Origin of the sequence: Pannonibacter sp. SL95 (assembly GCF_026672425.1) — a bacterium.
Classification (GTDB): domain Bacteria; phylum Pseudomonadota; class Alphaproteobacteria; order Rhizobiales; family Stappiaceae; genus Pannonibacter.
The window spans coordinates 518,691-542,143 of sequence record NZ_JAPPRC010000004.1 but is presented as its reverse complement, the minus strand read 5'-3'; the positions used below and the strand labels follow the sequence as shown (position 1 = coordinate 542,143).

The 23,453-nt window shown below is 64.4% G+C and carries 25 protein-coding genes; 4 read left to right on the top strand and 21 right to left on the bottom strand.

What is annotated here, in order from left to right:
* Positions 1 to 2 precede the first annotated feature (2 nt).
* The 8 genes from ybeY to OVA12_RS13020 all read right to left on the bottom strand — a co-directional run bounded on the left by ybeY (position 3) and on the right by OVA12_RS13020 (position 8,053).
* Positions 3 to 554, bottom strand: a complete 552-nt coding sequence (gene ybeY / locus OVA12_RS13055) for an rRNA maturation RNase YbeY (protein WP_268137961.1) — start codon at positions 552 to 554, stop codon at positions 3 to 5.
* The gene (locus OVA12_RS13050) at positions 551 to 1,567 is read right to left on the bottom strand and encodes a PhoH family protein (protein WP_268138713.1); all 1,017 of its coding nucleotides are present in this window, start codon (positions 1,565 to 1,567) and stop codon (positions 551 to 553) included. The genes ybeY and OVA12_RS13050 overlap by 4 nt, the downstream gene beginning before the upstream one ends.
* Positions 1,568 to 1,632: 65 nt before the next feature.
* Complete coding sequence (gene miaB, locus OVA12_RS13045) at positions 1,633 to 3,123, bottom strand: tRNA (N6-isopentenyl adenosine(37)-C2)-methylthiotransferase MiaB (RefSeq protein WP_268138711.1); 1,491 nt, start codon at positions 3,121 to 3,123, stop codon at positions 1,633 to 1,635.
* Between the two features lie 242 nt (positions 3,124 to 3,365).
* On the bottom strand, positions 3,366 to 4,220 hold the full coding sequence (locus tag OVA12_RS13040; protein WP_268137959.1) for a lysophospholipid acyltransferase family protein: 855 nt from the start codon (positions 4,218 to 4,220) through the stop codon (positions 3,366 to 3,368).
* Positions 4,207 to 4,659 (bottom strand): Fur family transcriptional regulator, encoded by a 453-nt coding sequence (locus OVA12_RS13035; protein ID WP_268137957.1) that lies wholly within the window; start codon positions 4,657 to 4,659, stop codon positions 4,207 to 4,209. Before OVA12_RS13035 ends, OVA12_RS13040 begins: the two co-directional genes overlap by 14 nt.
* A 42-nt stretch (positions 4,660 to 4,701) precedes the next feature.
* A complete protein-coding gene (locus tag OVA12_RS13030) occupies positions 4,702 to 5,190 on the bottom strand; it encodes a GNAT family N-acetyltransferase (protein ID WP_268137955.1) in 489 nt (162 codons plus the stop codon).
* Positions 5,187 to 5,864 (bottom strand): tRNA (adenosine(37)-N6)-threonylcarbamoyltransferase complex dimerization subunit type 1 TsaB, encoded by a 678-nt coding sequence (gene tsaB / locus OVA12_RS13025; protein ID WP_268138709.1) that lies wholly within the window; start codon positions 5,862 to 5,864, stop codon positions 5,187 to 5,189. Before tsaB ends, OVA12_RS13030 begins: the two co-directional genes overlap by 4 nt.
* Before the next feature lie 638 nt (positions 5,865 to 6,502).
* The gene (locus tag OVA12_RS13020) at positions 6,503 to 8,053 is read right to left on the bottom strand and encodes a LysM peptidoglycan-binding domain-containing protein (RefSeq protein ID WP_268137953.1); all 1,551 of its coding nucleotides are present in this window, start codon (positions 8,051 to 8,053) and stop codon (positions 6,503 to 6,505) included.
* Between the two features lie 271 nt (positions 8,054 to 8,324).
* On the opposite strand from OVA12_RS13020, the gene OVA12_RS13015 reads away from it, so the two are divergent.
* Together OVA12_RS13015 and OVA12_RS13010 are read left to right on the top strand one after the other, a co-directional pair.
* Entirely contained in the window at positions 8,325 to 8,921 is a 597-nt protein-coding gene (locus OVA12_RS13015) for a TIGR00730 family Rossman fold protein (protein ID WP_268137951.1), read from the top strand.
* Positions 8,922 to 9,052: 131 nt separating this feature from the next.
* Positions 9,053 to 10,300: a diguanylate cyclase gene (locus tag OVA12_RS13010; protein WP_268137948.1), complete on the top strand. Its 1,248-nt coding sequence runs from the start codon at positions 9,053 to 9,055 to the stop codon at positions 10,298 to 10,300.
* A 69-nt stretch (positions 10,301 to 10,369) separates the two neighbouring features.
* Here the strand turns inward: OVA12_RS13010 and OVA12_RS13005 are convergent, their stop codons facing one another.
* From OVA12_RS13005 to OVA12_RS12970, 8 genes are all read right to left on the bottom strand, one after another.
* Positions 10,370 to 10,930 (bottom strand): NifU family protein, encoded by a 561-nt coding sequence (locus OVA12_RS13005; RefSeq protein ID WP_268137947.1) that lies wholly within the window; start codon positions 10,928 to 10,930, stop codon positions 10,370 to 10,372.
* A gap of 148 nt (positions 10,931 to 11,078) precedes the next feature.
* Entirely contained in the window at positions 11,079 to 11,573 is a 495-nt protein-coding gene (locus tag OVA12_RS13000; protein ID WP_268137946.1) for a universal stress protein, read from the bottom strand.
* 55 nt (positions 11,574 to 11,628) lie between these two features.
* Positions 11,629 to 13,410 carry a SulP family inorganic anion transporter gene (locus OVA12_RS12995; protein WP_268137945.1) on the bottom strand — a complete coding sequence of 594 codons (1,782 nt, stop codon included), beginning with the start codon at positions 13,408 to 13,410 and terminating at the stop codon, positions 11,629 to 11,631.
* 201 nt (positions 13,411 to 13,611) lie between these two features.
* Positions 13,612 to 14,505, bottom strand: coding sequence for an MBL fold metallo-hydrolase (locus OVA12_RS12990; protein ID WP_268137944.1), 894 nt, complete (start codon positions 14,503 to 14,505; stop codon positions 13,612 to 13,614).
* A gap of 98 nt (positions 14,506 to 14,603) precedes the next feature.
* The gene (locus OVA12_RS12985) at positions 14,604 to 15,044 is read right to left on the bottom strand and encodes a YeeE/YedE family protein (protein WP_268137943.1); all 441 of its coding nucleotides are present in this window, start codon (positions 15,042 to 15,044) and stop codon (positions 14,604 to 14,606) included.
* Between the two features lie 3 nt (positions 15,045 to 15,047).
* On the bottom strand, positions 15,048 to 15,479 hold the full coding sequence (locus OVA12_RS12980) for a YeeE/YedE family protein (RefSeq protein WP_268137941.1): 432 nt from the start codon (positions 15,477 to 15,479) through the stop codon (positions 15,048 to 15,050).
* Positions 15,480 to 15,588: 109 nt separating this feature from the next.
* Positions 15,589 to 17,607, bottom strand: coding sequence for a bifunctional DedA family/phosphatase PAP2 family protein (locus OVA12_RS12975; protein WP_268137939.1), 2,019 nt, complete (start codon positions 17,605 to 17,607; stop codon positions 15,589 to 15,591).
* Positions 17,608 to 17,788: 181 nt separating this feature from the next.
* The gene (locus tag OVA12_RS12970; RefSeq protein ID WP_268137937.1) at positions 17,789 to 18,238 is read right to left on the bottom strand and encodes an arsenate-mycothiol transferase ArsC; all 450 of its coding nucleotides are present in this window, start codon (positions 18,236 to 18,238) and stop codon (positions 17,789 to 17,791) included.
* 184 nt (positions 18,239 to 18,422) lie between these two features.
* On the opposite strand from OVA12_RS12970, the gene OVA12_RS12965 reads away from it, so the two are divergent.
* On the top strand, positions 18,423 to 18,800 hold the full coding sequence (locus OVA12_RS12965; protein ID WP_268137935.1) for a rhodanese-like domain-containing protein: 378 nt from the start codon (positions 18,423 to 18,425) through the stop codon (positions 18,798 to 18,800).
* Positions 18,801 to 18,856: 56 nt separating this feature from the next.
* Here the strand turns inward: OVA12_RS12965 and OVA12_RS12960 are convergent, their stop codons facing one another.
* The 3 genes from OVA12_RS12960 to OVA12_RS12950 form a co-directional block, all read right to left on the bottom strand.
* Positions 18,857 to 19,495 (bottom strand): HAD family hydrolase, encoded by a 639-nt coding sequence (locus tag OVA12_RS12960; RefSeq protein WP_268137933.1) that lies wholly within the window; start codon positions 19,493 to 19,495, stop codon positions 18,857 to 18,859.
* 74 nt (positions 19,496 to 19,569) lie between these two features.
* The gene (locus OVA12_RS12955; protein ID WP_268137931.1) at positions 19,570 to 19,929 is read right to left on the bottom strand and encodes a carboxymuconolactone decarboxylase family protein; all 360 of its coding nucleotides are present in this window, start codon (positions 19,927 to 19,929) and stop codon (positions 19,570 to 19,572) included.
* A 97-nt stretch (positions 19,930 to 20,026) separates the two neighbouring features.
* Positions 20,027 to 21,613, bottom strand: a complete 1,587-nt coding sequence (locus OVA12_RS12950) for a CHASE domain-containing protein (protein ID WP_268137929.1) — start codon at positions 21,611 to 21,613, stop codon at positions 20,027 to 20,029.
* Between the two features lie 199 nt (positions 21,614 to 21,812).
* Here OVA12_RS12950 and OVA12_RS12945 point away from each other — a divergent pair, with 199 nt between their 5' ends.
* The gene (locus OVA12_RS12945) at positions 21,813 to 22,010 is read left to right on the top strand and encodes a CsbD family protein (protein WP_268137927.1); all 198 of its coding nucleotides are present in this window, start codon (positions 21,813 to 21,815) and stop codon (positions 22,008 to 22,010) included.
* Between the two features lie 147 nt (positions 22,011 to 22,157).
* On the opposite strand, the gene OVA12_RS12940 is transcribed toward OVA12_RS12945, so the two are convergent.
* The gene (locus OVA12_RS12940; protein WP_268137924.1) at positions 22,158 to 23,168 is read right to left on the bottom strand and encodes a sensor histidine kinase; all 1,011 of its coding nucleotides are present in this window, start codon (positions 23,166 to 23,168) and stop codon (positions 22,158 to 22,160) included.
* A gap of 93 nt (positions 23,169 to 23,261) precedes the next feature.
* Positions 23,262 to 23,426, bottom strand: coding sequence for a DUF1328 domain-containing protein (locus tag OVA12_RS12935; protein WP_268137922.1), 165 nt, complete (start codon positions 23,424 to 23,426; stop codon positions 23,262 to 23,264).
* Positions 23,427 to 23,453: the final 27 nt, after the last annotated feature.

The window sequence follows — 23,453 nt, the reverse complement described above, 5'->3', positions numbered from 1 at the left end:
AATCAATTGGCCACGGATGAGTCGTCGGCCTGTTCGTCCGCCACCAGAGGTGCATCGGCATAGGGATCGGCAATACCAAGGTCCGCAAGGATCTGCCGTTCCAGTCCTTCCATCACCTCGGCTTCGGCCTCCATCTGGTGATCATAACCGAAAAGATGAAGGAGTCCGTGAACAACAAGGTGAGAAAAATGATGATCGAACGAGACGTCTTGTTCAATGGCCTCGCGCGCAACAGTTTCCTGCGCGAAGATCACGTCACCCAGCAGCGGACCAAAGACGCCGTTCATCGCGTCTCCACCTGGAAACGACAGCACGTTCGTCGGCTTATCCTTGCCACGCCACTCGGCATTCAGTTCCTGGATGCGCGCATCGTCCACGAAGACCAGCGACAACTCGGAGTCTGGCAGCGCCTTCAGTGGTGCGCGGGCAAAGGCGGCCGCAACGGCCGCCTCGCTCAGCTCGAACAGGCGATCCTCGTCCGGCCACGCCCCGCTTTCGATGGCGATCTCGATCACGATGTCATCGGCCGTGGCCAGATCCGGCTGTGCCGTCATACCCGTTCTCCCCGCGCATCCATCCGGCGCTCGCGTTCCTGCAGCATGTCGCGGCTGGCGTCGTCATAAGCCTTGACGATCCGCCCGACAAGCTCATGACGCACCACGTCGACTTCAGTGAACTGCACGTGGGCAATGCCTTCGATGTCGGTCAACAGGTCCAGCGCCTCGCGCAAGCCCGACTTCTGTCCCGGCGGCAAGTCAACCTGCGTCGGGTCACCCGTGACGATCATCTTGGAGTTTTCACCCAGACGCGTCAGGAACATCTTCATCTGCATCGTCGTGGTGTTCTGCGCCTCGTCGAGCAGCACCACCGCGTTGGACAGCGTGCGGCCGCGCATGAAGGCCAGCGGCGCCACTTCGATCATGCCGGACTGCAGGCCACGATCGACCTTTTCCGGCGGCATCATCTCGTAGAGCGCGTCGTAGAGCGGGCGCAGGTAAGGGTCGACCTTGTCCTTCATGTCGCCGGGCAGGAAGCCGAGACGCTCACCGGCTTCCACCGCCGGACGGGACAGGATCAGGCGCGCCACGTCGCCGCGCTCGATCAGCGCCGCAGCATAGGCAACCGCGAGGAAGGTCTTGCCGGTGCCCGCCGGACCTGTACCGAAGATCATGTCGGCCCGGTCCATGGAGCGGATATAGGCATCCTGCGCCGCCGTGCGGGCAACCACCGTCTTGCGCCGTGTCGACACCTGCGCAAAGGACAGCCGCGAGCGCGGTTCAAGCGTCGGCAGGGGCAGCTGCGCATCGGCGGCCACCGCCATGCGCACTGCACCGTCAACGTCGGCGGGATGGATTTCATGGCCCTGCTGCAGGCGATGATACAGGGCCTCCAGCGCCAGTCGGGCCTGTTCGCACTGGCTGTGCTTGCCTTTCAGGGTCACCTGATTGCCGCGTGCGACGGCGTCGACGCCGAGGCGCTGCTCGATCAAGGCCAGGTTCTGGTCGAACTGCCCGAACAGGTCTCCAATCAGCCTGTTGTCATCGAACGCAAGCACGATGTGGGTCATATCAGAGGCGGGGACTGCGCCCCGGTCTGCCGGGAACTTGCGAGCCGATGGCTGGCTGTCACGCGTCAAATGGCGTCCTCCTTGCTGGCGGCCGGGAGACCGGCTGCCGGATGATTGTGCCCTGCAACGAGGCGTCCGAACAGGGAATTGGAGCTGACATCGATAATTTCCACGGTTTGGATGCCTCCGATCATCTCGATCGGGGCATCTACCTGCACCGGTTGCAGCCAGGGCGTCTTGCCAGTGATCTGTCCGGGCCGGCGCCCGGTCTTCTCGAACAGCACGTCCATGCGCATGCCGACGCGCGACCGGTTGAAGGCGCGCTGCTGCTCTGTCAGCAAGGCCTGAAGCTCGAGCAGCCGTTCAGTCTTCACCTCTTCGCTGAGCTGGTCCGCCATGGTCGCGCCCGGCGTGCCGGGGCGCTGGCTGTATTTGAAGGAGAAGCAGGACGCATATTCAACCCGCCGCACCAGATCCATCGTGTCGGCAAAATCCGCATCCGTCTCGCCAGGGAAGCCGACAATGAAATCGCCGGAGAGCGCGAGACCCGGCGCCTTGGCCCGGATCCGGTCGATCAGGCGGAAATAGTCGTCGCGCGTGTGCTTGCGGTTCATCGCCGCCAGGATCCGGTCCGATCCGGACTGCACCGGCAGATGCAGATAGGGCATCAGCTCCGGCAGCTCGCCATGGGCCTCGATCAGTTCATCGTCCATGTCACGCGGATGGCTGGTGGTGTAGCGCAGCCGGTCCAGCCCGGGGATCTCGGCCAGGCGGCGCAGCAGCCGGCCCAGGCCCCAGGCCTTGCCGTCCGCGCCAGTGCCATGCCAGGCGTTGACGTTCTGGCCGAGCAGCGTCACCTCGCGCACCCCGCTGGCTGCCAGCTGCTCCGCCTCGCGCAGGATCTGCTCCAGCGAGCGCGACACCTCGGCCCCGCGCGTGTAAGGCACGACGCAGAAGGTGCAGAACTTGTCGCAGCCTTCCTGCACGGTCAGGAAAGCCGAGGGTGCCCGCCGGATCGCCTGCCGCTGCGCCCCGCGCGCTACCTCGCCATCGGCCTGCCGCGACAGGGTCTCGAATTTCTCGTCGATCTCGAACTCGGTCGCGACCAGACCGCGCTCGCCGCGTCCGGCCCGTGCAATCAGGTCCGGCAGTCGGTGGAAGCTCTGCGGTCCGAACACCATGTCGACCACCGGCGCGCGGCGCGCAATCTCGCGCCCCTCGGCCTGGGCGACGCAACCGGCCACGCCGACCATCAGCGGCTTGCCGTCCGGCCCCCGCTCTTCCTTCATCTTGCGGATGCGGCCGAGCTCCGAATAGACCTTCTCCGCCGCGCGTTCGCGGATATGGCAGGTGTTGAGGATGACAAGATCGGCATCCTCCATCGTGTCGGTGGTGCGGTAGCCTTCTGTGCCGAGCACATCCGCCATGCGGTCGCTGTCATAGACATTCATCTGGCAGCCGTAGGTGCGCACAAACACGCGCTTGGTGTTCTCGCCCTGCGGTCCAGCCTCGGCGCGGCGGCTGACGACGGCCTCGTCAGAGCCTTCGCCACCCATATCACGGGCGGTGGCGGATTGCGGATCGGTCACAAGGGGCGCGCTGTACGACTGCTCGGTCATCGGGTCCTCGATGTGCCGGCGCAGCGCAAGACGGTCGCGCCCGACACGCGGATCACTGGAGTTTAGGGCAAGACATGTGACGGTTTGCCGTCACACCGGCCAGACCTTCGGCGGTCCCTCCGGTTTTCCCTGCTTTAGCGGCTTTTGCCGCGCTTGAGAATAGCTGGAGAATAGCCGGCTCAGCCTGCCGTTGTCGCAACAACCTCGCGTAGCTCCTCCCCAGCCGCCCCCTCGTCCTCCGTCTCGCGCAAGACAGGACGCCCGGTCAGGGCAGAGGCAGTCATCAGCGACACCTCACGCTGCAGCACCTGGGTCAGCTGCTTGCGGTCCGTCGCCGTCTCCAGGCGCACCGGCTCACCCCAGGTCAGCGTCACGTCCAGTGCGCCCTCGCGCACCAGCGCCCACAAATGTCCGGGCAGTTCCATGTCGCCATACCAGGCCACATGCGGCCGGGTGCGCCGGTCCATCGGCAGGCCCTGCAGGTGGGTATAGGCGATCGACAGCGGCTGTACGTGCACCGGCCGGCCATCGGCCAGCGCCTTGGTCGCGGCCCCCAGCAGGGCCGAACGGAAGGGCAGCACGCCATTGCCGTCGTTCGACGTGCCTTCGGCGAACAACACCATGACATCGCCATCGCCGATGCGTTCGGCAATCCGGTCCGCCACCGCGCCAGTCTCGCTGCGCCGGGTCCGGTTGACGAAAACCGTCCGCTGCAGCCGGGCAAGCAGGCCAAAGACCGGCCAGCCCTCCACTTCCGACTTGGCGATGAAGGACAAGGGCATCACGGCGCCGAGCACGGTGATGTCCACCCAGGACGCATGATTGGCCGTGATCAGAAGCGGCCTGTCCGCCGTCGCCTGGCCAACCTGATGGATCCGGATGCCGATCAGACGGGTTGCGATCCGGTGCCAGATCCAGGGCAACTGGCGCTTGACCGGCCAGTCGAAGCGCAGGGCGAGCCATTGCAGGGGGATCATCGCCAGCGAGACGATGGTCAGCAGTCCCAGCGCCAGCGCGCCCCTAAGCCCCATCATCGGCCGCATCCTCGGTGGCCGGGTCAAGCGGAACGCAATAGAGCTCCAGCCGGTGGTCCACCAGCCGGTAGCCGAGCCGGCGCGCGATCAGGTCCTGCAGCGCCTCGATGTCTTCCGAGCGGAACTCGATCACCTTGCCACTGCGCAGGTCGATCAAATGGTCATGATGCTCGTCCGGCACAGTCTCATAGCGCGAGCGCCCGTCGCGGAAGTCGTGCCGCTCGATGATGCCGGCGTCCTCGAACAACTTCACGGTCCGGTAGACGGTCGAGATGGAGATCCGGGCATCAAGGGCCGAGGCGCGGCGATAGAGCTCCTCCACATCGGGATGGTCGCTCGCCTCCTCGATGACCGACGCGATGATGCGGCGCTGGTCGGTCATGCGCATGCCCTTGGCCGCGCATTGTTCCGCAAGCGTTGACTGCCGGTCATCCGTCATGGCCCGAGCCTTTCTCTTGGCACCCTGCTTCATTGCCAGCGATTAGCCAAGATCAACGCGCATGACAAGCGCGGTGCCGCCGCCAGCGCTGTCGCGGTAATAACCCTTGCGCTCGCCAACCTGGCGGAACCCCAGCGCCTTGTACAGCAGCAGAGCCGGCTGGTTGGCCGCATCCACCTCAAGAAACAGGCTCTTGCAGCGTTCGCCGTAGAGACGGAACATGCCGTCCTGCATCAGCCGCTTGCCGATGCCCCGTCCCCGGTGGCGCGGATCGACAGCCAGCGTCAGCACTTCAGCCTCATCCGCCACCTGCCGCAGCAGCAGGAAGCCAAGCGGACGCCGCGTGCCATAGGGGCTTGCCCGGCGCGCAAGCAGCAGGATCGCGCCCTCCTGGGCGCTGAGGCGCGCCAGTTCGTCCGCGTCCCATTGATGGGCGAAGGAATGGCCGTGAATTTCGGCCAGCGCTGGAAGATCGTCGATCTGCGCCGGCTCGATCACCGGCGGGGTCGACCAGAACCACCAGAAACTCATATCCGTTCGATCCTTCCCCGCGTTTGCGGCTTGGCGTCCGGCGGGCGCAAATACAGCGGCACAGGCGCCGGGGCATCCGCCGGTGCGGCAAGGCCCAGGCGCGCAATCGTGCCGATATCGGCCTCCGCCGAAGCTGTCAGAACAACATCGGCGCCAAGTCCGGCAGCTGCGGCAATGGCCGGTGCCGCTGATCCGGCAAGCCGGTAGTCTGGCGTCAGGCCGGCCGCAAGATCCTCGATGAGGGCAACATGCGCTGCGCCATCGGCGTGGCCCTCCCCGTCGAACCGGGCGACATAGACCTCGTTTTCACGGGCTGAGAGCGTGACCAGCAGCGGATGACCGTTGCTGCGCCCGCGCAGCTCGTCTGCGATGGCATCCAGCGTCGACACGCCAACAACGGGCGCATGGGTTACGAGGGCGAAGCCGCGCGCAACCGAAAGCCCGACCCGGAGCCCGGTGAAACTGCCCGGCCCATTGGTCACGGCAATCCGGTCCAGATCGGCAAAGGCAAATCCAGCTTCCGCCATGACCTCACCGATCATGTCGAGCAGGATTTCCGCATGACCACGGCCGATCACCTGCGTCCGGCGCACCAGATGCTCCCGGTCTCCATCTTGGACCAGAACGGCGGCAGCGCAGGTTGTTTGCGCAGTATCGATCGCGAGAAGCCTCATCATGCCTATCGCTTAGTTCCCCAAGGCCAGCTTGTCGAGCCGGGCTTTCGACTTATGCCCGTCACCAACCACTTCGATCCGGCCGCTCGATCGCTCTGGAAGGTCGCGACCGGTGCAGTGTGCGGCCTCTGCGACCAATTGGCCGCGCCGAAGGCTCACACCTGCCGCCACCCAACCCGCGCCGCCCCAGCCTTGTGCCGGGGCCTGTTCCGGACCCGCTCACCTGACCCCCGTCATCCCGGACGCAGCGAAGCGGAGATCCGGGACCGGAGCGGCGAGGTATCGATAGTTCTAAACGTCGGCGCAGACGCGACCGGCCTCCACGCTGCGCCCCTGACAGGTCCCGGCACAAGGCCGGGACGGCGTGGGGTGTAGCTGGTTGAGCGTATCTTGTGCTCGCGTCATTGCGCGCGATCTCGATGGCTACTGTTCGCGCTCCGGGCACCGCCACCGCCACCACGCACCGCCACCCAACCCGCGCCGCCCCGGCCTTGTGCCGGGGCCTGTTCCGGACCCGCTCACCTGACCCCCATCATCCCAGCCAAGCGCGACGACCAGTCGTGATGCCAACCAACCGTTTCCATCAAGCAAAAAGGCCCGGGCGTTGCCCGGGCCTGCTGTCATCAGATGCGCCTGTCTTACTGGGCGGCTTCAGGGGTCAGGAACACCTGGCCCGGATAGATCAGGTCCGGATTGCGGATCTGGTCCCGGTTGGCCTGGTAGATCGTCGTGTAGCGATAGCCAGAGCCGTAGAGGCGGCGCGAGATGTTCCAGAGGTTGTCGCCCTTGCGGATCACGACGTTCGGCGTCGGCCGGGCTTCACCCGCAGCCGGAGCTGCGGCGCCGGGCTTGGCTTCCTCGACCTTGGACAGGACGATTTCCTGTTCCTCGGCCTTCTGGAAAGTCACTGCCGCACGGGCCAGGACTTCGCCGGTCGTACGCGAGATGTGGTCGATGCGCACTTCGACAGAGCCGACCGGAACATCCGTCTGGCTTTCATGCAGCCAGCGGCCAGTATCGCTTCCCTCGACGTCGCCAACATGCTTGTCAGCAACGTAGACACGCAGCAAGGCTCCCGGCGCGCTCGAGCCGGCGGCATAGAGCTTGCCCTTTTCGGATTCCACGGCTTCAACCGTCAGCGGACCAGCCACTTCAGGTGCAGGTGTCGCCGCCGGAGCTTCTGCGGCGGCCGGTGCAGGTGCTGCTGTTGCGGTTGCCGCAGGAGCGGGAGCCGCAGCCGGTGCAGGCGCTTCGGCGGTTGCCTGAGCAGGCGCCTGGGCCGGGGCGGGTGCCTCGGCAGTCGCCGCCGCGGGCGCCGGGGCAGCTGCGGGGGCCTCATTGGTTGCGGCCGGAGCAGCGGCCTGCGCTGGCGCAGTAGCGGCAGGCGCCTCTGCGGGGGCTGCGGCGGGGGCCGGAGTTTCCGGTGCAGCAGGAGCCGCGGCCGGAGTTTCAACCTTCGGCGTCTCTACGGCCGCCGGAGCGGCGGCAGCCGGTGCCGGGGTCGGGGCCGGGGCCGGGGCCGGAGCTTCCGCAACCTGGGTCGGAGCGGCAGCCGGTTCCGGTGTCTGCAGGACCGTCGACGGGGCGTCCGGCGTGTTCAGGACGATGAGCGGCTTGTCCTTGCCGCCAGCCGGGATGGACACGGCAAGCCGCTGCTGCGACTCGATCGACTTGCCGTCCTGCTCGGACTTCAGCTGCATGTCGTAGTCACCGGGCGCAAGCGGTGCCTCAAGGATGATCGACCATTCGCCGTCCTTGTTGGCAACGCCCTTCCCAACCACAGCGCCGTTGGCAAGCAGCGCAACGATCGCACCCGGTTCCGAGCGACCTGCGATGACGGCGGCGCCATCCGACTGGATGCCGACAACGTCGAAACTCGGCACGTCCGTAGGCGAGGTTGCAGTCTCTGTCGCTGCGGCCGGAGGTGTGGCGACCGGAGCCGGCGCGTTTGCCGGAGCACTGGCCGTGGACGGCTGCGGCGCGGGCGTTGCCGGTGCTGCAGAAGGTGCTGCGGCCGGTGCTGCGGAAGGCGCAGCTGCCTGCGGGGCCGGTGTGGCGGCAGGAGCAGGCGCCTCAGCCACGGGGGCGGGTGCCTTGGTGCCGCCAAGGTTCAGATAGCCCGTAAGAAGCGCTGCCACGCCAACCACGGCAGCAATGACAAGGCTCCAGATAACACCGGTTCTCGACATCTATTCGACCCCACCCTTGGCGGTGCCCACCACCGCCCGGCCTTCCGACCGCCTTCACCCGACAATACAGCCTGGCAAAGGTTTTTTCCTGTCAACTCGCGGGCTTGTCACAGATTTTCAGACAAGACCCATTCAGGCTGCTTTATACGTCTTTACTGACTGCGGCAAGCAAAGGCCGATTGTTGTCCGTTTCTTGCCGGCAGTCTGCATCGATTGAAACGGTTTCGGACAGACTTGACGCGACTGTCCACTCAATGCAAGACAGGAACACATGACAGTCCTTACCAGCGTTTGCGTCTACTGCGGCTCCAGCATGGGCCGCGATCCGATCTATGTCGAGGCGGCTGAACAGCTGGGCAGAGCCTTGGCAGAGGCCGGCCTGACCTGTGTTTATGGCGGCGGATCCATCGGCCTGATGGGCACTGTCGCCCAGGCGGCACTCTCCGCCGGCGGACACGTCATCGGCATTATCCCGCAATTCCTCGAGAAACGCGAAGTCATGCTGCATTCGGTGACCGATCTGATCGTCACCGATGACATGCATGAGCGCAAGCGTCTCATGTTTGAAAAGTCCGACGCCTTTGTCGCCCTTCCCGGCGGGATCGGGACCCTCGAAGAGGCCGTCGAGATGATGACCTGGGCCCAGCTCGGCCAGCACCGCAAGCCGGTTCTCTTGGCCAACATCGGGAATTTCTGGTCCCCGCTGCTGGAACTGATGGACCACATGCGGACCGAGGCCTTCATCCGGCCCGAAACCGAGGTGCCCTATCTCGTCGCCGAGCGAATCGCCGATGTGCTGCCGATGTTGACGCATGCGGTCGCCGACAGCCCTGCACTGAAAGCAGGCACGCCGGTCGCACAGCTGTGAACTGGGCTGCTGAAATTTCTTGCAACGCCACAAAATCGACGGCTCAAGCTTCTGCCGTAACGTGAGTCATAACGGTTTCTTTCCGTTTTTCTGACAAGTGTCGCGCCAGAAATCAGGAGTGACCGGCGCCGATGCAAACGATCCTTCTTGTCGAAGACGCCTCCTTCTTCGAAAAGGCTGCGCTCAAGAAACTGACGGACATTGGCGAACATCATGTCCTCGTCGCCCGCGATTACGCCGAGGCGAAACAGGTGATTGCCAGCGCGCGTCAGAAGCCCGATCTCGCCCTTGTCGACTTGACCCTGCCCGATGCGCCGGACGGGGAGATCGTCGATCTTTGCATCGAGAACCAGATCTCGACGGTCGTTTTCACCAGCCGGTTCGAACCCCGCCTGCGCGCAGCCATGCGCCAGAAGGGTGTGCTCGACTATGTGATCAAGGACAGCCCCTCCAGTCTCGACTATCTCGGGGAACTGGTGCAGCGCCTGGGCAAGAACTCCGGTATTGGCGTTCTGGTCATTGACGACGCGTCCGTTGAACGCGCCATTCTGGCTGAAACGCTGTCGCGCCATCGCTACAAGGTCTATCAGGCGCGCTCCTCCAATGAGGGGCTCGCGATCCTGGCGGAACACGCCGACATTAAACTGGTTCTGGTCGACTATTTCATGCCGGACGAAGACGGCTTCTCGTTCCTGAAGGCTGTCCGTCGCAAATACGGCCGGGAAAAGCTCGCCATTCTCGGGATGTCGGGGTTCGACGATACCGAGAACCGGATCCGCTTTCTGAAATATGGCGCCAGCGACTTCCTCCAGAAAACCTGTCCGCCGGAGGAGCTCCTGCTGCGCGTCTCGCAGAACCTGGATGTGATCGACCGTTTCGCGACCCTCAATGACCGCAGTCTGCGCGACACCCTGACAGGCCTCTACAATCGCCGTTATCTGTTTGGCGATGGCATGCGCCGCTGCGCCGTCGCCAGCCAGCAGCAGGAACCCGTGTGGCTGGCCCTGATCGATGTCGACGAATTCAAGACCATCAACGACAGCCGCGGTCATGGCGCCGGCGATGAAGCCTTGTTGCTGCTGGCCAGTGAACTGAATCGCCTGACCGTCGAGAACGGCTTTGCAGTCCGCATCGGCGGCGACGAGTTCTGTGCCGTCATTGGCAGCCCCTCTGAAGCGGAGGCGCGCAACCTGATCGAAGGGTTCCGGGAACAGCTGATCAACCGCGATGTCGTCCGCGATGACCATCGCTTCCGCATCACGGTCAGCATCGGCCTTGCCCGCGTCCACGGTGATGACATTGCTGAAGCGCTGCGCTTGGCGGACACGAACCTTTATTCCGCCAAGAGCGCCGGCCGCAATCGCCTCGTCGCCTCCTGAGCCTCACGTTCCGCCACACAGCAAAAAGCCCGCCGGAGCGGGCTTTCAACTGGCGTTCGGGACGGCACGTCAGATCGCGCGCACTTCCTCGACTTCCGGCACGAAGTGCCGCAGCAGGTTCTGGATGCCGTGCTTCAGGGTTGCCGTCGAGGACGGGCAACCGGAACAGGCCCCGCGCATCGACAGATAGACGATGCCTTCCTTGAAGCCCTTGAACGTGATGTCGCCGCCGTCCTGCGCCACGGCCGGCCGCACGCGCGTCTCGATCAGGTCCTTGATGACCGTCACGGTTTCGGCGTCGCCCGCCTCGAAGAACTCCTCGCCGTCACCGTCCTCGACACCCGCCGAGGCAAGCATGACCGGCTGGCCGGACATGAACTGCTCCATGATCGCGCCAAGGATGGCCGGCTTCATGTGCTGCCAGTCGGTGTCGTCCTTGGTCACGGTGATGAAGTCGTGGCCGAAGAAGATCGCCTGCACGCCCGGCACGGCGAACAGCTTCTGCGCCAGCGGCGACAGCGCGGCATCATCAGCGGAGCGGAAATCGCGGGTGCCATCCTGCAGCACGACGCGGCCGGGGAGGAACTTGAGTGTCGCCGGATTCGGCGTCGCCTCGGTCTGGATGAACATCGGTGGTGTCCTCAGTCGAACAAAGGGGCGGCGTGGCGTCGACTGGCGATGTGGCTTGTCGGTCTGGCCCCAGGTTGGAATTCTTGTAAACTAGATAGGGCCCGATGGCCAGAGGTCAAGCGGGACAGGGGAGGCCCCGCGCAAATCCTCAGGCCAGCGCCGCGATGGCATCGTCATCGAGATTGCCGGGCACGATCGTGATCGGGATGGGAAAGTGGCCCGCAGCCTTGCCGGCCACCTGGGTGACCAGTGGCCCGGGCCCCTCGGAACTCAGCCCCGCCGCCAGCACCAGGATCGCGATATCGGCATCGGACTCGATCAGCTTCACGATCTCGTCCGACTTGTTGCCCTCGCGGATCACGGCTTCCGGCTCGGTCCGGGCAACCGAGCGCACGCGGTCAGACGCCTTGGCGAGGGTTGCCTCGGCGAGCTCATTGGCTTCCGCCCGCATGATGTCCTCGACGCCCAGCCAGTGCTGGAAGTCGCCGGGGGCGATCACGAACAGAAGCACGACCACGCCGCCCGTGCGGGCGGCGCGCTTGGCGGCATAGACAATCGCGCGATCACATTCCGGCGTGTCGTCAACGACAACCAGGAATTTGCGGCGGTGTCCTTCCTCGAAACTTTTGCGTACAGCGACCATGCGCGCATGCTGCCATTGCCGGGCCGTTGCCGCAAGCGGGGCAACGTGCCGCGCCTCAGATCTCCGGCCCGCTCCACAGGTCGCTGGTCGCCATCTGTTTCGGATTGCGCGCCTCAGCCACATGTGCCGTGTGCGGGTCGAGGGTGCAGAAGGCCTGATACTGGGTCAGGAACACCTCGCCCGTCAGATGCTCCAGGAAGTCGGTCCGCTGCAGCCGGTCCATCACCGGGCCCTTCACCTCGGAGAGATGGAACAGGACACCGGAATCCTTCAGCCTCCGGTTCAGCTCCTCCAGCGTTTCGAAGGCACTGGCGTCGATGACATTTACCGCCGGGCACATCAGCACCACATGCGCCAGGGAAGGCCGCTCAGCCACGAGTTCGAGGATGCGGTCTTCCAGAAAGCGGCTGTTGGCGAAGTAAAGGCTTTCGTCAACGCGCACGCTCAGCACCTTCGTGCCGGTCAGCACCCGGTGACGCTGCACATTGCGGAAGTGCTCGGTGCCCGGAACAATGCCGACCACGGCCATGTGCGGCCGGCTGGTCCGGAACAGATACAACAGCACGGACAGGACGACGCCCGACGTGATCCCCGCCTCCACGCCGATCCCCAGGGTCACCAGGATCGTCGCGGCCATCGCGGTGAAGTCGCTCTTGGAGTAGATCCAGGTCCGCTTCAGCGCCGTGAAATCCACCAGCGACAGCACCGCCACGATGATCGTTCCGGCCAAGGTCGCCTGCGGCAGGTTGGCCAGCAGCGGCGTCAGGAACAGGGTCGCCAGCGCAATGCCGACAGCCGTATAGGCACCGGCCGCCGGCGTTTCGGCCCCGGCATCAAAGTTCACCACAGAGCGGGCAAACCCGCCGGTCACCGGATAGCCGCCGGAGACGGCCGCGGCAATGTTGGAGGCGCCAAGGCCGATCAACTCCTGATCCGGCACGATCCGCTGCCGCTTCTTGGCCGCCAGCGTCTGCGCCACGGACACCGATTCCACGAAACCGACCACAGAGATCAGCAGCGCCGGGCCGGCGAGATCCAGCCAGAGTTTCGCATCGAAGGGCGGCAGGGTCGGCATCGGCAGCCCGGTCGGGATGTCGCCGACAAGCTTCACGCCAAGGTCGCCGAGTGAAAACACCGTCGCGGCCAGCGTTGTCACCGCAACGGCCGCTACCGGCCCGGCCTTGGCCAGGCTGTCGGCGAGGCGCGGCCGCAGACCGAAGGAAATCAGCAAGGGCTTCAGTCCCTTGCGCACCCAGAACAGGAACGCGGTCGCGCTGACGCCGATGACGAGGGTGATCAGGTTGATCTCGCCGAGCCGCGACAGCACCGAGCCCATGATCTCGACCATCGTGTGCCCGCCGCCGCCAATGCCGAGCACATGCTTCAGCTGGCTGGCGGCAATCAGAAGTCCCGAGGCCGTGATGAAGCCTGAAATGACCGGATGCGACAGGAGGCTGGCCAGAAAGCCGAGCCGGAACAGGCCCATGACCACGAGCATCAGGCCGGACAGGAAGGCGAGCGCGATGGCCGCGCCGAGATATTCGGCCGTGCCCTGCGCCGCCAGTTCGCCGACCGCCGAGGCGGTCATCAGGGAGACGACCGCCACCGGACCCACCGCGAGCGCCCGGCTCGTGCCAAAGATCGCATAGGCAACCAGCGGCAGGATCGAGGCATAAAGCCCGATTTCTGGCGGCAACCCGGCCAGCAACGCATAGGCGAGCGACTGCGGGATCAGCATGATCGTCACGATGACGGCAGCAATGAGATCATTCGTCGCCGTGTCGCGGGTGTAGGTGGAGCCCCAGTCGAGGATGGGGAAAAAGCGTTTCAGGTTCATCTGGCCCAGCCATCCGTCGCGGGGCTTTGCGCCCGCTGCCCGCTTGGCAAGAGGTTTCCGGAGCCGCCATCCCGTCCATGGCACGCGGCTCCGGTCCCCTTCGCCCCGGTCCTTTGAAAGAACGATCCTCTTCAGGCCTTGGCAACTGCAACGGTGCCAGCCCCGGTTGCGGACCGCAAGACCGCCGGGGCCACTGCCAGCTTAAAGCCCGTTGATCGGCACCTTGAGATAAGTCTTGCCGCTCTCGTCGGCCGGCGGCAGCTGGCCGGCGCGCATGTTCACCTGCAGCGACGGGATGATCAGCTTCGGCATGTCTAGGGTGGCGTCGCGGGCGGTGCGGAAGGCAATGAACTCGTCCCGCGTCTTGCTGCCGCCAACGTGGATGTTGTGGGCCTTTTCCGCCCCGACGGTGGTCTCCCACTGGATGTCGCGGCCGTTCGGACCATAGTCGTGGCACATGAACAGGCGCATGTCGTCCGGCAGAGCAAGAACCTTCTGGATCGAGTCATAGAGCACGCCGGCGTCGCCGCCGGGGAAGTCGGCACGGGCCGAACCGCCATCGGGCATAAACAGCGTATCCCCGACGAAGGCGGCATTGCCGGCCACATGCGTCATGCAGGCGGGCGTGTGGCCCGGCGTATACATGACGAAACAGTCCATGCTCCCGATCTGGTAGGTGTCGCCGTCGGCAAACAGCCGGTCGAACTGGCTGCCATCGCGCTGGAACTCGGTGCCTTCATTGAAGATCTTGCCGAAGGTTTCCTGCACCACCGTGATCTTGTCACCGATGCCGAGCTTGCCGCCCAGCTTGCCCTGGATGTAGGGCGCGCCGGACAGATGGTCGGCATGGACATGCGTCTCGATCAGCCATTCCAGCTTGAGCCCGTTGCTCTTGATGAAAGCAATGATCTTGTCCGCCGAGTCGTAAGTGATGCGGCCGGCGGCGTAGTCGATGTCCATCACGCTGTCGATGACTGCACAGGACGCCGATGCCGGATCCTTCACCACATAGCTGATTGTGTTCGTGGCCGGATCAAAGAACGCGGTCACCTCGGGCTTCACGGACATGTCGACAGGATAGGACAACGCGCTCATCAGGTGCTCCATTCGGGGCTCCAGTGGGTCAAAGGCCACTGGCGGTTTCCGTTTCGGATGGCTCGCGGCCAGCCAGGGCCGGCCGCTCCGTGTTTCAGTTACTCGCCGGGCGCCAGCTTCTGGCGGGCCTGAAGGCTGGACAGCACGCGGGCGGCCATCATTCCGGCGACAATGGCCGCAAAGGCGATCCAGGGCGCGCTGTCACCAATACCCAGCGCCGGAACCAGGCCACCCGGGCAGAAGCCGGACAGGCCCCAGCCAATGCCGAAGACAGCGGAGCCGCCGACCAGCTTGACATCAATGTCCTTGCGCGTCGGCACGAGGAAGCGCGGTGCAAACATCGGCTGAGCCGAGCGGAACACGAGGCGATAGCCGATGGCCGTCACCACCAGCGCGCCGCCCATGACAAAGGCGAGGCTGGGATCCCATGTCCCGGCAATATCGAAGAAGTTCAGAACCTTGGCGGGATTGGCCATGCCGGAGAGCATGATACCGAGACCGAAGACCAGGCCGATGACCAGAGCAGAAACGAACCGCATGGCTTAGCCTCCAAACACGTGACGGACGAGGAACACAGTCATGCCGCCGGTTGCCATGAAGCTGAGCGTCGCAACGATGGACCGCGGCGACAGGCGTGAGATGCCGCAGACGCCGTGTCCGCTGGTGCAGCCGGAGCCGTAGGTCGCACCGATACCGACAAGGAAGCCACCGATCACCAGGGCCGTGGTCGAAACCGGCACCTCGATCTGCGGCATGGACCCGGTCAGGACCATCATGACGGCCGGTGCTGCAACCATTCCGATGAGGAAGGCGGCGCGCCAGCCCCAGTCGGACTCACCCGACCCCGGCAGGAACGCGCCCAGCACACCGGTGATCCCGGCAATCCGTCCATGCGTCGCCATGAGCGCCACGGCGGCAAGGCCAATCAGGGCGCCGCCCGCCAGCGACATCAAGGGAGTGAATTCAGTAGGCATGCGTGAACCCCTCTTCACATGCAAGGCCGGGCCCATACGTAGAACCCGTTAGTTCCGAATATATGAAACAATTGGGCGTCCGCCAAGTGTTATTTTCGATTTCTCGAAACTATTGGATCGCCGGGCCGAGATCCGGCAACAGCACGGTCTGGGTTCCATCCGGCCGGGTCCGCACGACAGCACCCGGCAGATCCGCAACGGGATTGTCGGACAGCGAAGGCGCAGGCAGATCGATCTTCGGGCTGGAGAATTCGCCCAGAGGATGCAGGATTTCCTCCCGCAGCAGGCCGCCGGCAAAGAGTGTCTGCGTCCGGCCGTCGGCATCGATGACATAGCTTGTTGGCCACAGACGCAGCACCCAACGCTTGCCGCCAGAGCCCCCGTTAGGGTCATCCCGCATCAGTGCCAGCGCTGCATAACGGCCGTTGTGGGTCCTGGGCAGGGTCGGCAAATCATCCGGCGTCGTCTTGCCTTCGACAAATCCGGTCGCCGATTTCACGGTCCAGTCCGGCGGACGACGCCAGCCCTCCGCTTCCAGTCGCTTCGACAGCGCGTCGAGGCTGCCAGCGTACTGAATGACAAGCGGTTCCTTGAATTCGCCACTGAGGCCGATGCGGCGGCCCGAGACCAGCGTCCAGCCATTGGTCATCCAGGTGTCCAGCCCCAGCGTTTCCTCGCGGGCGACCGGGCTGTAGACCACCAACGCTTGTGGCAAGTTTCGGGTGATGTGCCAGGCACCAATGCTGGTGAGGGCAATCGCCACAAGACCGGACAGCACGCCGCGGCCGATCTTCTCGTTGTGGATCGACCCGAAGACGAAGGCAAAGACGGAGACCATCGCCGTGCCGAACAGCAGGCCTGCAATCACGTCCGTCGTCCAGTGCACGCCGAGATAGACCCTAGAGAAGCCCATCGTCAGCACATAGATCGCCGTGATCGTGAAGACACCGGCCTTCACCCAGGCCGAGCGATCATGGGCAACCAGAACCGCAATGATGCCGAACAGCACTGTTGTCAGCGTCGCATGTCCGGAGGGGAACGAGTAGGCGTGCACACCCTCGCTGAGGTCCATCGGCCGCTCGCGCAGCACAATGCCCTTCATCAACGGCACGAACAGCGCAGCACCGGTCATCGAGATCAGGAAGCCGGTGGCGCGTCGCCAGGCCTTGCGCAGGAACAGGTAACCGGCAACCACGACGGTCAGCAGAAAGATGATGAACCCGTCGCCCAGCATCGTCACCGGCACGAGAATGCGGTCGCCGATCGGTGTGCGCAGTGTGTCGAACAGGTTGCGGATTGCCACATCAGCCTGAACCAGGCTTTCGCCCGGTCCGACTTCACTGATCAGCCAGAAGAACAGTGGCATGGTGACCAGCAGCACCGCGACTGAAGCCAGCATGCCGACCGAGCGGGGATGTTCCGGATCGAAAGTACGTGCCACCCACTGCGAGAACCGGTCCGGACGCCGGGCGAACCAGCCGACGACTGCGGCGTGGGTGCCGGGAAACAGCGGTATCACGATCTGGATCAGCCAGCGGCCCAGCATGACGATGACGAACAGGATGACGCAGAGCCCGCCGAGCACCATGGCGAGGCGGCCGGAGACTTCGCCGATGGCACTGAGCACGGTTCCGGCCAGAAAGCCCGGACCCAGATGCACGATCGACCAGGCGATGGCCGAGGTCACGTTGACGAAGGTGAAGTACCAGAAATTCATGCCGACCATACCGGCGATACCCGGCACGACCGATTTCACACCGGGCACAAAGCGGCCGATGAAGATGCTCTTGCCGCCATGCAGCCGGAAGAAGGCCTCGCCTTGCGCCATCAGCGCCGGATAGCGCGACAGCGGCCAAAGCCCGCGCAGCTTGTCCTTGTAGATGCAGCCGACCCAGTAGGAGATGGCGTCACCGGCGATTGCGCCCAGCGTGGTCCAGATGAAAACTGTCCAGGGGTCGAGCTTGCCGAGGCCAACCAGCGCCCCCGCACCCACCAGCACGACGGTGCTGGGCACGAATAGCCCGATGATGAACAGCGCCTCGCCCATGGCGATCAGGAAAACGACGATGCCAGCCAGTTCCGGGTTGTCGCCCAGAAACGTCACGATCTGGTTCAGGTACTCGGTCAAGTCGTGTGTCCGTGCATAAGCTGGGCATAGGGCCGGCGCCGCTTCGCATTCTGACGCGAAGGCCTTCGCCGCCCCTCTCCTGTTGCTGCCTGCATATAGGCAGTCCCTGGGGGGCTCAACAGGTATCTAGCACGCGAAGGTTTCACTAAGGTGCATGAGGCCCGGGGTCGACCTGTGCCGCTCAGCAGGCGATGGCCGGTTGGCGCAGGCTGGCGGGATCCTGCAGGATCCGGTCGATGCACAGGCGGATCCGCCTGAAATATTCCGAGCACACCGCAGGGCTGTCGTTGCGCGCGCCGTTGCCGGCGATGTCCCACAGCGTCTGCTTCGGGTTGCCGCGCCACTGCGGCTGCGCCGCGCCGGAGACGCCTTGCGACAGGGCGACGATCCGGTCCGGCTGCGGTGCGTGAGGCAGCAGGAAGATGTCCCAGCTCTTCGGGATGAGACCCGTCACCGTCAGGCCATGATCGGCCAGCAGGCGCCGGGTTGCCGGATGCAGCGCGCCGACTGGCGTCGGTGCAGCCGAGAACGCCCGCAGCCGGCCGCCGCCGATCGCGTTCAGGTAAGCCTCTGCCAGGGGACCAAGCAGGGCGTTGTCCGGGCAGACAAACAGGACCGTGGCAGCGCTCATGTGGCTTCTCTCGAATCGGAAGATCCATGCGCGGACTGTTTAATTCGGGGTGGCAACGTCCATGTGACAGGAAGCTGACGTTACGGCGTCTTTTTGCGATCCTCCGCCAAGAAACGCCGGCGCCCCTTGTAATGTCATAATTTTCGAATATACGAATTAAATCGATCAACCCGGGAGCCCCCACATGCCGACCGAAGACCTGATTGGAACCGCCGTCCTCGAGACCCTGACCATCGAAGAGGCGCGGGCGCGTTATGACGCCAACGAGATCATCCTGATCGACGTGCGCACGCCCAGCGAATACGCCTACGAACATGTCGCTGGCGCGCTTCTGGCGCCGGTCTCGGGTTTTGACCCGGCGCGGCTGCCGACCGGCGGTCCCCGTCCGCTTGTGCTGATGTGCGGCTCCGGCGTTCGCTCGCACCGCATGGCCGAGCGCTGCATCGAGGCCGGCTTCGAGCGCATCACCCATGTCGCCGGCGGCTTCACCGCCTGGAAGGCGGCCGGCTACGCCTATCTCGGCACGGACACGGCCACCGGTGCCCACGTCCCGCGCCCCTGACACGCGTCCCTGACACGCGCTTCGGCTTCCGGCCTGTGCCGGAAGCCATCTGCAGCTCAGACGAGCCCCGCCTTGCTGGCACCTTGCCAGATGTCGTCGGCGAGGTGATGGGCAAACCGGCCGTCGGACGGCAGCAGATCCGGCACCTGCACGACCACCATGCCCGCCCGCATCGCCGCTTCCGCGCCCGTTTCGCTGTCCTCGAACGCCAGGCAGCGGACCGGGTCGACGCCGAGCAGCTCGGCAGCGCGCAGATACGGGTCCGGAGCGGGCTTGCGCAGGTCGACATCTTCAAAACAGACCAGATTTGAGAACCGCCCGTCGAGGCCGGCCCATTTCAGCTTGGTCCGGGCGCTGTCGCGGCGGCTTGAGGTTGCGATGGCGCGCGGCAGTCCCGTTGTGTCCAGATGCTCCAGCAGCTCGGTCACGCGCGGGCGCAGCGGAATGCCCTCCTCGGCAAAGATGCGCTGGCACTCGCGGCTCCAGGCCGGCATGAACGCCTCGACAGTCTCGGCGCCCAGATGCTCCAGCAGCACAAGCCGGCTTGCGGCATCGTCCTTGCCGACCAGCAGGTGGAACAAGTGCTCCTCCGGCGTCTGTCCGAGCGACCTGAGCGCGCTCATGCCGCCGCGCACCGAAACGGATTCGGTGGAAAGCAGGGTTCCGTCGAGGTCGAAGATCACCGCGTCATACATGCCGTTCGCCTTGCTGCCCCCATGGGTGGGGAGGCTGGCAGGGCAAACGGCAGCCAGTGCCTGCGTTGCGTCTGTCAGCCCTGGGGGGCGGAGGGTGCGAAGGCGTCAAAGGCCGCCAGCGCTTCGGCACCATAGATCATGGACGGCCCACCTCCCATGTAGACTGCCACGCCGATGGTCTCCAGTATTTCTTCCCGGCTCGCGCCATATTTCGCTGCCGCCTTGGCATGATAGGCGAGGCAACCGTCGCAACGCGCGGTGATGCCGATGGCCAGCGCGATCAGTTCCTTGGTCTTGGAATCCAGCGCTCCTGCGCCGATGGCCGCCCGGGCGGTCTCGCCGAAGCCCTTGGCAACGCCCGGAATCCCGGCGCGCAGGGCTGCCATGCGGCTGTCGGTTTCGGAAATGAAAGCCTGCCAATCACTCACGGACATGCGATGCTCCTTCGTTCGCCAGCGGCGCAACCGCGCCTGGCCTCAGAGCTAGCAGGTTCAAGGCGCGGGCGGATTGACCTGCCGCAAGCGGTGCCTCTCAGGTGATGGCAAAGCGCAGCCGGACGGCGAGCCCGTTCGGCGAAAACGTCCGTTCGATCATGCCGCCCAGTTCGGCCCGCACCGTCGCATCGATCAGCCGTGTGCCGAAGCCCTTGCGCTCGCTGGCGGCAACTGGCGCATTGCCCTCCTCGCGCCAGTCGAGGCACAGCATCCGCCGGGCGCCCTCCGCCTCGATCCGCCAGGCAACCGTCAGCGTTCCGCCGCCATCGCCGATCCCGGCGTATTTCAGTGCATTGGTCGCCAGTTCGTGAGTGACCAGCCCCAGCGCATGCGTCGCCTTCTCGTCGAGGATGACAGCTGGCCCGTCCAGGGTTGCCCCCGGCAGCCCGCTGCCAAAGACTTGCTCAAGCTCCTGCGTCAAAAGTTCGCCCAGCGCGGCCTTCTGCCAGCGGGAACGGGTCAGCAGGTCCTGCGCGTTGGCCATGGCCTGCAATCTGGCAGAAAACGAAGCTGAAAAGGCATCGAGTGTCTTGGCGCTGGCAGCCGTCTGGCGCGCCATGGCGAGGATCCGGGCAATGGAATTCTTGATCCGGTGCTTCATTTCCTGCAGCAGCAGGTCTTTCTCCTCGATCGCCTTCTGCGAGATCCACACCACCTCCCGCCGGGCCTCGACGGCCCGCATCTGGTTGCGGATCGACACCGCCAGTGCAGCGGCGAACAGCAATGACACCGTGCCCAGGATGAAGGACCTCCAGTGGGACATGCCGCCATTGACCGGTGTCCGCTCGACCACCGAGATCGACCAGATCCTGCCGCCCACCTCGACCTGCCGCGTCACAGGCTCCTGCAGGCGCCCGGCAACCTGCTCATATCCCTCCGAGCGGAACAACGGCAGCCGCCCACCATCGGTGATGTCCCAGCTTTCCACCAGCACCGGCAGCGGGGTTGGAAAATCAAGCGCCATCCGGTGCAGGTTGCCAACCCTGAACGGGGCATAGACGAAGCCCTCCGTTTCCCCCTTGGTGCGATAGGGAATGTAGAACAGGAAGCCGGTCTGCGGATCGACGCCGTTTTCCTGCACCAATGCGACCGGCGCCGAGGCCCGCAATTGACCCGTGTCATAGGCGGACCTCATCGCTGCACGGCGCTTTTCCTCGCTGAACATGTCGAAGCCCAGCGCGCGGGCGTTCCGCGGGTCCTGCGGCTCCAGCATGACGATCGGGGCGCGCCATTCCTGGTCAGTGTCCGGCCAAACGTCCTGGGTAATGCCGTAGTTCTTAAGCAGCTCGGCGCTGGCGCGCGCTTCGTCCCCGGTCCGCACCAGCCTGGCAAAACCCAGGCCCTGCATGCCGCGCCCTTCTTCGCTGAGATCCAGCCCCTGCACGAAAATCTGGAACTCCGCCCGGCTCAGCGGCCCCTTGTTCGCTTCGAAATAGGAAAGGGTCGCGGTCAGCAGCGCCTTGCGCTGGTCGACACGGGCCTGAATGCGCCCCTTGGCCTCGTGCGCCAGAACCTCGAAGCGACCCTGCTCGGCAGCCCGCTCGGCCTGAAACACCACAAATGTCATCAGCAGACCGATGACTGACGTGATCACAAAGACGATCACGGGCATATAGCGTTTCATGATGGAAAGCGAACCTCAGGCGGCATGGACGTTTGACATTAGAGCGAAGCTATTCATTGCAAAAGGTAATTCTAAGACCTCCGCGTGATTTGCGCGCAGGTGCCGATCCAGACTGGAACCAAAGTCCTCGCCAGTCGTTAACCCTTCGAGCAGCGCGCATGCTCCAGTAAACACGAAACCAACCTCAAAGGAGTTCGCAATGAACTGGAACCAGATCGAAGGCAACTGGGAGCAATTCAAGGGCAAAGTGCAGGCCCAGTGGGGCAAGATCACCGGCGACGAGCTGGATGTGATCGCCGGCAACCGCAAGCAGCTCTCGGGCCTTCTTCAGGAACGCTATGGCAAGGCCCAGGATGAAGCCGAGCGCGAAATCGACGACTGGCTCAAGCGCAACTGACGCTTGGGCACCCTTGCCCACACTCCGGTTTCTGCTCTCAGGTCCGCTTCGGCAGACCTGGGCGCAGAACCTTGTCGTATCTGCCGGACACACCCCGCGCGGCCATGCGTTCTCACCGGAACCTGACGGACCGTCGCTTGTATGCGCTCACGATACCTCGCCCCATTCAGCAGGAAAGACCAGACGATATGACACGAGCCGAGGGGTCAGATGATACTCCGCGCGGCCGTTGATCGCTGCCGGCACGACGCGCTCCAGCACCGTGCTGCCAAACTGGCCGTCACTTCGCAGTTCTGACGGATCCTCAGCGGCACCCGGGGTGACGCTTTCCAGCCAGATGATCTCCAGCATCTCATGACCGTCCTCGCGCAGCCGGCTGCAGCGTACCGTGACCGGCGGTCCGGATGTCACGGCGGTACCATAGCTGACCGCATTGACCGTGAGTTCGTGCAAGGCCAGCCCCACATGCAGCGCGGCATTTGGGTCAAGCAGCACGTCCTCCCCCAGCACTTCAACGGCAGCGCCGTTCTGCGGCATGTAGCGTTCGACCTGATGGCGCACGAGTTCCTTGAACTGTGCACCATGCCAGTTCGACTGCGTCACGAGATCCTGAGATTGCGCCAGAGAGAAAAGCCGGCCGCGGAATTTGGCCAGAAACTGATCGAGCGTGGTCGACCGGCGCGCGGTTTGCGCCGCAAGGCTCTGGATGATGGCGAGCAGGTTCTTCGACCTGTGGCTGACTTCCCGCAACAGTGCCCGCAGCACCTTTTCACGGCGGGTTTTCTCCGTCAGGTCAACGATCGTGGTCAGAAGGTGAGGTTCGGCGCCGAACCCTGCCACCTGTTCGACGCGAAAATGGAACAGCCCATCCTCACAAGTCGCCGCATCGAGGCTACGCATCTCACCGGCGGCGAGAACCTCCTGCTTCAGCAGCCGCAGCCGTCTGGCCAGATCGGCCCCGAACAACGACGCGTCCGAAGGTGCGCCTTTTGCGCTGTCGAAATGCCAGCAGTCCGGCAGATTGGCGAGATACAGGTACTCAAGACTGGCTGACTGCAACATGACGCAGACGCCAGAGCGCTCCAACGCCAGCAGGAGATATTCCCGCATCTGCGCTTCAGGCTGTCCGGCGTTTTGCCAGGTCAAACGATGACTCACGTCGAAACTCCAACGCAAAACCGGCACACCTGTGTGGACGCCGTTCCCGGAAGAACAGCGCCAACTCAGGCTGCCGGATTGTCAGGTGCCCCGTCAGGCCTTCCTGATCACGCTCATGATGAGCGAGATGACCAGGAAAGCCAGGAACAGGAAGAACAGGATTTGCGCGATGCCAGCAGATGCGCCGGCGATACCGCCAAAACCGAGTACGCCAGCAATGATGGCAACGATAAAGAAGACAAGAGCATAGTACAGCATGGGTCTCTCCTATAAAGTCTATGCTGT

What these genes read in the sequence shown, in the direction of transcription:
- miaB (WP_268138711.1), bottom strand. Translation starts at nt 3,123, where the DNA reads ATGGGTGGCGAAGGCTCTGACGAGGCCGTCGTCAGCCGCCGCGCCGAG.
- OVA12_RS13030 (WP_268137955.1), bottom strand. Translation starts at nt 5,190, where the DNA reads ATGAGTTTCTGGTGGTTCTGGTCGACCCCGCCGGTGATCGAGCCGGCG.
- OVA12_RS12990 (WP_268137944.1), bottom strand. Translation starts at nt 14,505, where the DNA reads ATGAGCGCGTTGTCCTATCCTGTCGACATGTCCGTGAAGCCCGAGGTG.
- OVA12_RS12955 (WP_268137931.1), bottom strand. Translation starts at nt 19,929, where the DNA reads ATGTCCGTGAGTGATTGGCAGGCTTTCATTTCCGAAACCGACAGCCGC.
- OVA12_RS12970 (WP_268137937.1), bottom strand. Translation starts at nt 18,238, where the DNA reads ATGAGCGCTGCCACGGTCCTGTTTGTCTGCCCGGACAACGCCCTGCTT.
- OVA12_RS12945 (WP_268137927.1), top strand. Translation starts at nt 21,813, where the DNA reads ATGAACTGGAACCAGATCGAAGGCAACTGGGAGCAATTCAAGGGCAAA.
- OVA12_RS12995 (WP_268137945.1), bottom strand. Translation starts at nt 13,410, where the DNA reads ATGAACCTGAAACGCTTTTTCCCCATCCTCGACTGGGGCTCCACCTAC.
- OVA12_RS13020 (WP_268137953.1), bottom strand. Translation starts at nt 8,053, where the DNA reads ATGTCGAGAACCGGTGTTATCTGGAGCCTTGTCATTGCTGCCGTGGTT.
- OVA12_RS13010 (WP_268137948.1), top strand. Translation starts at nt 9,053, where the DNA reads ATGCAAACGATCCTTCTTGTCGAAGACGCCTCCTTCTTCGAAAAGGCT.
- OVA12_RS12935 (WP_268137922.1), bottom strand. Translation starts at nt 23,426, where the DNA reads ATGCTGTACTATGCTCTTGTCTTCTTTATCGTTGCCATCATTGCTGGC.
- OVA12_RS13050 (WP_268138713.1), bottom strand. Translation starts at nt 1,567, where the DNA reads ATGACCCACATCGTGCTTGCGTTCGATGACAACAGGCTGATTGGAGAC.
- OVA12_RS12965 (WP_268137935.1), top strand. Translation starts at nt 18,423, where the DNA reads ATGCCGACCGAAGACCTGATTGGAACCGCCGTCCTCGAGACCCTGACC.
- tsaB (WP_268138709.1), bottom strand. Translation starts at nt 5,864, where the DNA reads ATGAGGCTTCTCGCGATCGATACTGCGCAAACAACCTGCGCTGCCGCC.
- OVA12_RS12950 (WP_268137929.1), bottom strand. Translation starts at nt 21,613, where the DNA reads ATGAAACGCTATATGCCCGTGATCGTCTTTGTGATCACGTCAGTCATC.
- OVA12_RS13040 (WP_268137959.1), bottom strand. Translation starts at nt 4,220, where the DNA reads ATGATGGGGCTTAGGGGCGCGCTGGCGCTGGGACTGCTGACCATCGTC.
- OVA12_RS12985 (WP_268137943.1), bottom strand. Translation starts at nt 15,044, where the DNA reads ATGCGGTTCGTTTCTGCTCTGGTCATCGGCCTGGTCTTCGGTCTCGGT.
- ybeY (WP_268137961.1), bottom strand. Translation starts at nt 554, where the DNA reads ATGACGGCACAGCCGGATCTGGCCACGGCCGATGACATCGTGATCGAG.
- OVA12_RS13005 (WP_268137947.1), bottom strand. Translation starts at nt 10,930, where the DNA reads ATGTTCATCCAGACCGAGGCGACGCCGAATCCGGCGACACTCAAGTTC.
- OVA12_RS12960 (WP_268137933.1), bottom strand. Translation starts at nt 19,495, where the DNA reads ATGTATGACGCGGTGATCTTCGACCTCGACGGAACCCTGCTTTCCACC.
- OVA12_RS13035 (WP_268137957.1), bottom strand. Translation starts at nt 4,659, where the DNA reads ATGACGGATGACCGGCAGTCAACGCTTGCGGAACAATGCGCGGCCAAG.
- OVA12_RS13000 (WP_268137946.1), bottom strand. Translation starts at nt 11,573, where the DNA reads ATGGTCGCTGTACGCAAAAGTTTCGAGGAAGGACACCGCCGCAAATTC.
- OVA12_RS12980 (WP_268137941.1), bottom strand. Translation starts at nt 15,479, where the DNA reads ATGCCTACTGAATTCACTCCCTTGATGTCGCTGGCGGGCGGCGCCCTG.
- OVA12_RS13015 (WP_268137951.1), top strand. Translation starts at nt 8,325, where the DNA reads ATGACAGTCCTTACCAGCGTTTGCGTCTACTGCGGCTCCAGCATGGGC.